Here is a 6,336-nt window from a genome sequence, read left to right as displayed (position 1 = left end):
CAGTCAGAAGAAACCTACTCGATGGTGACAGCCAACCGTTTTTGGTCGCAAATCTTCGGAATTGCCTTCTCCAACAAACGCTGGTTGCACTTCTTCATGCTGTTCGTACCTGTCACAGGCTTGTGGATGAGCTCCATTGGCATCGTCGGTTTAGCATTAAACCTGCGCGCCTATGACTTTGTATCCCAAGAATTGCGCGCTGCTGAAGATCCTGAGTTTGAAACGTTCTACACTAAGAACATTCTGCTTAACGAAGGCATTCGTGCTTGGATGGCTCCGACTGACCAACCCCACGAAAACTTCATCTTCCCTGAAGAAGTTCTGCCTCGCGGTAACGCACTTTAAAAAAATCTGGATTTGGATTTCAGATTAATTTAAATTTTTTAAACTGAAATTGAAATCCAAATCCCTATTCCCCGGCGCAGGCGCGGTGATACCGTGCCCTACTAGGGAACAAAAAAACCCAAAATCCAAAATCTAAAATCGTTGGAGGTTCTACCGCGTGGTAACGCTCTCTAATTCCTACGCAAGCGGTCGCGACCAAGAATCCTCCGGGTTCGCTTGGTGGTCTGGCAACGCTCGTTTAATCAATCTCTCCGGCAAACTGCTGGGCGCACACGTCGCTCACGCTGGTTTGATCGTGTTCTGGGCCGGTGCAATGACTTTGTTTGAAGTCGCTCACTTTATCCCAGAAAAGCCCATGTACGAACAGGGCTTAATCTTGATGCCCCACATCGCTACTTTGGGTTGGGGCGTCGGCCCCGGCGGTGAAGTTACGGATATCTTCCCGTTCTTCGTAGTCGGCGTTCTTCACTTGATTTCATCTGCTGTTCTCGGTTTGGGCGGCATTTATCACGCCGTTCGCGGCCCGGAAGTTCTTGAAGAATACTCTTCTTTCTTCGGCTACGACTGGAAAGACAAGAACCAGATGACCAACATCATCGGCTATCACCTAATTTTGTTGGGTGGCGGTTGCTTGCTGCTGGTAGCTAAGGCCATGTTCTTCGGCGGTGTCTATGACACTTGGGCTCCGGGTGGCGGCGACGTGCGTATTATCACGAACCCCACTCTGAATCCGGCCGTGATTTTTGGCTACTTGGTTCGCTCTCCTTTCGGCGGCGAAGGCTGGATTGTCAGCGTCAACAACATGGAAGACATCATCGGCGGTCACATCTGGCTCGGCCTGATTTGTATCGCTGGTGGTGTTTGGCACATTTTGACCAAGCCTTTCGGCTGGGCTCGCCGCGCCTTAATCTGGTCTGGCGAAGCTTACCTGTCTTACAGCTTGGGTGCTTTGTCCCTGATGGGCTTCATCGCTTGCTGCTTTGTCTGGTTCAACAACACTGCTTACCCCAGCGAATTATACGGCCCGACGGGCCCGGAAGCTTCTCAAGCGCAAGCTTTGACCTTCCTGATCCGCGACCAACGCTTGGGTGCTAACGTCGGTTCTGCACAAGGCCCCACCGGTCTGGGTAAATACCTGATGCGTTCTCCTACTGGCGAAATCATTTTCGGCGGTGAAACGATGCGTTTCTGGGATTTCCAAGGCCCTTGGTTGGAACCCTTGCGCGGTACTAACGGTTTGGACTTGAACAAAATCAAGAACGATATTCAGCCTTGGCAAGCTCGCCGCGCTGCTGAGTACATGACTCACGCTCCTTTGGGTTCTTTGAACTCTGTGGGCGGCTTGGCAACGGAAGTTAACGCGTTTAACTATACGTCACCTCGTTCTTGGCTGGCCTGTTTCCACTTTGTGATGGGTTTCTTCTTCTTGGTCGGCCACTTGTGGCACGCTGGTCGCGCTCGCGCGGCTGTCGCTGGCTTTGAGAAGGGTATCGATCGCGAAAATGAAGCGGTACTTTCTATGCCAGACTTAGACTAATCGATCGAACTTATTTCTGATTTGATTGTCTAATCGAAAAAAGCTCCTGCTTAACCGCGGGAGCTTTTTTTGCTTTAATATCTGGAAAAAGCGATGTTGCGGTCGATCGACTGTTCTCCGAGCCCCCTAGCAGCAGATACAATCCTACACGTAGAAACCCGGTTTCTGAGTTAACCTGTTGAATTCAATGCTGTTTCTTTCCGTCAGCTCGTTCCTCAGCGAGCTTTTCCATCCGGGACTGAGATATTTCGGTGCAACCTTCATCGGTGGCGGTGATTGACTCTGCAAGTCTTGAAACTTGACAATTTTAATCCGTTGGGGTAAAGAGCTTGCAAGGCAGGCGCTACAAAGTTTATATTTAAAGTACAAAAGTTTTAATCCCCCACAATGGAAAGTTGCAATGGAAAGTTGCAATTTTAAGGCAGATCGCTACAGGTGCAAAACTAATCGACGATCGCCATCAGGATATTTATATTTTATTAAATGGCTGTGCTTGCCGAAATTTTTAACAGGCACAAAACTTTTGGGCCGCTTACTTTTATTGCTAGGAAAGCAAAAAATTAATAATGGACTCATTAAAGATCGAAAATGTTAAGGTGAGGTTCGATCGAGCAAATTTGCTCGAACGCATCGCCAACCGCATTCGCCGCTCTCTAGAACTACCCGAAATTCTGAGCGCAACAGCAGCGGAAGTTCAATCCTTCTTGGGAACAGACAGAGTAAAAATCTACAAATTTCATAGCGACGGTAGCGGTGAAGTGATTGCCGAATCAATTAACGGCAACCGCTTGCCCTCCCTATTGGGTCTGCATTTTCCAGCAGACGATATTCCCCCTCACGCCCGCGAACTGTTCGCGCAAGTACAGGTGCGATCGATCGTCGATCTAGATTCCGGGCAGCTAGGCCAAAGTCCGCGCCGCGAGGCGGTTGCCGGCAAACTGTGGCCCGACGACGAAATGCGCTTTCGTGCGGTTGACCCCTGCCACGCTGAATACTTGACTGCACTGGGCGTCAAGGCTTGCTTGGTAGTACCAATTTTTCACGGCGAAGAATTCTGGGGGTTGTTGGTATCTCACCACTCCGAGTCCCGGAGTGTGGAAGAAAACGAACTCCAAGGCGTTCAGATGGTGGTAGATCAGCTCGGCGTCGCCATAGCCCAATCAGCCCTCCTCGCCCAAGCGAGGGCGAAAGCTCAACGGGAAGCTGTCGTCAACCGCGTCGCCGCAGCCCTTAACTCCCAGCCTGCGATTGAACTCCAAACAGCTTTGGTAGAATCGGTAGCAGCACTAGACGCCGCCGGCGGCAGACTGTGCATTTTCGCCACGCCATTCATTTCCGACAGCATCAAGGTTACGAATCTAGTTCCCTATTCAGATAACTCGAATCGGGAACTCACAGTCTACACTTGCGGCTCAGGGCCGAAGATGGAAATTTTGGCAAAATACCCGCAGATGGAGCAATACAGCGTCTGGCACGAATATTTTAAATCCGGCGAGCAACAGGTTTGGGCAATTCCCGACTTGTACCAAATTAGCAATTTGAGAAGCCTGCAACCTGCATTTCGATCGACCAAAATTCGCAGCATTTTAATCGTACCGCTCAGAACCCGCCAGCAAATATTCGGTTACTTGACCATTTTTCGAGAAGAATTTGACACCGAAACTCTCTGGGCTCGACAGTTTGATAGCGACGGGCGGCTCGCCCAATCTCGGATATCTTTTGAAGCCTGGAAAGAGTCAAAAACTGCCCAAATTCGCGAATGGAAAGCTGAAGAAATTGAATTGCTCCAATTTTTTTGCACCCACTTTTCTAATGCTATTAACCATTGCCAACTGCACCGAGAAATCGACGCACTTAACACTAATTTAGAAAATAAAGTTCAAGAGCGGACTGATCAACTACAGCAGTTGACGAAACAGCAGCAAGTGCTGTTTGAAGTGGTCGCAAAAATGCGGCAATCCCTCGACTTGAACAAGATTTTTAGCACGATGTCCCAGGAAGTGCGGCAGGCTTTAAATGCCGATCGAGTTGCGGTTTACCGCTTCGATCCCGCGTCGGAATTTAACGACGGCGAATTCGTTGCCGAAGATGTTTTGCCCGATTTTGTCTCAGTAATGGCAGTCAAAGTGCACGATCGCTGCTTTGGAGAAAACTATGCCAATCTCTACTCTCAGGGACGAGTTCACACAATGTCCGACATTAGACAAGCCGGACTGCAAGATTGCTATGAGCAACTATTAGAGCAATTTCAGGTCAAAGCTAGTTTAGTTGCACCGGTGATGAAAGGCAAAGACCTTTGGGGGTTGCTGTGCGTGCACCAGTGTTCGGCTCCCCGCAACTGGGAATCTTCCGAAATTAAGTTTGCTACCCAAATTTCCGCTCAGCTCAGCATCGCCCTTGAACAAGCAGATTTGCTCGCTCAAACTCAGCAGCAAGCAGTTGAGTTGCAGCGGGCATCCGAGCAGGAGCGGATATTGTTTGAGGTAGTTGCTAAGATTCGAGAATCTCTCGATTTAGATACAATTTTTCGTACTACAACTACAGAAATGCTGCGGATCTTAAAGGCCGATAGAGTTGGTATTTATCGCTTTGATCCTAGTTTAAAGTTTAATGAAGGCGAATTTATCACCGAAGATGTTTTGCCTGGTTTTTCTTCGGCAATGGGTGTAAAAGTTCGCGATCATTTTTTTAGCGAAAACTATGCGAAAAAATACAGTCAGGGACAGATTCAAGTGCTACCAGATGTCGAAAATGCTGGACTTTCAGACTGCCATGCTGCTCTTTTAGCTCAATTTCAAATTAGAGCTCAGGTGATTATGCCGCTGATGAATGGCAGCAAACTTTGGGGTTTGCTGTGCGTGCACCAGTGCAGCGGTTTGCGCCATTGGAACACTTCGGAAATTCAGTTTGCTACGCAAGTTGGAATTCAGTTGAGTGTAGGATTAGAACAAGCAGATTTGTTGGCTAAAACGCGGCAGCAATCAGTTGATTTACAGTGGGTAGCCGAGCAACAGCGGATACTGTTTGAAGTGGTGGCAAAGATTCGGGAATCTCTCGATATCGACGCAATTTTTAAGACGGCTACTCAAGAAGTTTGTCAGTTTATGCAAGTCGATAGAATAGCCGTTTATCGCTTAAATCCTGATTGGAGCGGTCAATATATTGCCGAGTTTGTAAAAAATGGCTGGATGAAATTGGTAGGGGAAGGTATCAATACGGCTTGGCAAGATACTTATTTGCAGTCAAACCAAGGCGGCAGGTATCTAAATAATGAAACTATAGCCGTTGACGATATCTATCAAGCTTATCACTCCGAGTGTCACGTCGGTATTTTAGAGCAATTTCAGGTGAAGGCTTATGCGATCGCGCCGATTTTTGTAGGACAAGAAATTTGGGGTTTACTGACAGCGTATCAACATTCTGGGGCCCGCTGTTGGGAAAGTTCAGAAGTTAACTTTTTAGCTCAGATTGCTAATCAATTAGGCGTTGCTATCCAACAAGCAGATTTGCTAGCTCAAACCAGACACCAAGCAGAACAAATAGCTCAAAATTTAAAGGATTTGCAGCACACTCAAGCTCAATTGATTCAAACTGAAAAAATGTCGGGTTTGGGGCAACTGGTGGCCGGCATTGCTCACGAAATCAACAATCCGGTTAATTTTATTTACGGCAATCTCAATCACGCTAGTGAATATACTGCTAGCTTACTGAGTTTGCTGGAACTTTACCAGCAGCAATCTCCCGATGCTAGTCCTGAGATTAGCGAATTGGCCGAAGATATTGACTTGGAATTTCTGCTAGAAGATTTGCCCAAGTTGCTATTGTCAATGAAGGTGGGAGCCGATCGCATCCGTCAAATAGTTCTGTCGTTAAGGAATTTCTCTCGTCTTGACGAAAGTCAAATGAAGGCGGTTGATATTCACGACGGCATTGACAGCACGCTGTTAATTTTACAGCACAGGCTGAAATCTAACGCGGACAGTGCCAACATTGTGCTAGTGAAAGAATACGGCATTTTGTCTGTAGTTGAGTGTTATGCTGGACAGTTGAATCAGGTATTTATGAATGTAATTGGGAATGCGATCGATGCTTTAGAATCGCACAAGATGCTCGCTGGTCAATCTGTAGTTCCTCAAATTAAAATCTATACTGCTGTCGGTCAACTTAATGGTACTGTTCCTAGCGCGGTGATTCGGATTTCTGACAACGGCACGGGAATTTCGGAATCTATGAGACAACGGATATTTGACCCTTTTTTCACCACTAAGTCGGTGGGGAAAGGTACAGGATTGGGACTGTCAATTAGTTACCAAATTGTGGTAGAGAAACACGGCGGCGTTTTAAAATGCAATTCGGAATTGGGGCAAGGTACTGAGTTTGTGATCGAGATTCCTCTTCGACAGCAGCCAGCAGTCATTACTCATTAGTCATTAGTTATCAGTCATTATCTCTCT

The 6,336-nt window shown here is 47.4% G+C and carries 2 protein-coding genes and 1 pseudogene; all 3 read left to right on the top strand.

The window, feature by feature from the left end:
• A pseudogene (locus QUA58_RS13640) lies at positions 1-345 on the top strand (photosystem II D2 protein (photosystem q(a) protein)); the annotation flags it as partial.
• Positions 346-502: 157 nt separating this feature from the next.
• A complete protein-coding gene (psbC, locus tag QUA58_RS13635; protein WP_333255153.1) occupies positions 503-1,882 on the top strand; it encodes a photosystem II reaction center protein CP43 in 1,380 nt (459 codons plus the stop codon).
• Between the two features lie 566 nt (positions 1,883-2,448).
• On the top strand, positions 2,449-6,309 hold the full coding sequence (locus QUA58_RS13630; RefSeq protein ID WP_333394467.1) for a GAF domain-containing protein: 3,861 nt from the start codon (positions 2,449-2,451) through the stop codon (positions 6,307-6,309).
• Positions 6,310-6,336: the final 27 nt, after the last annotated feature.

Origin of the sequence: Microcoleus sp. N9_A1, from assembly GCF_036701795.1 — a bacterium.
Taxonomy (GTDB): Bacteria; Cyanobacteriota; Cyanobacteriia; order Cyanobacteriales; family Microcoleaceae; genus Microcoleus.
The sequence above is the reverse complement of the archived record's forward strand: the minus strand, read 5'-3'. Positions and strand labels throughout refer to the sequence as shown.

Bases quoted from the DNA above. Each gene is read 5' to 3' on its own strand.
- QUA58_RS13630 (WP_333394467.1), top strand. From the start codon at position 2,449: ATGGACTCATTAAAGATCGAAAATGTTAAGGTGAGGTTCGATCGAGCA.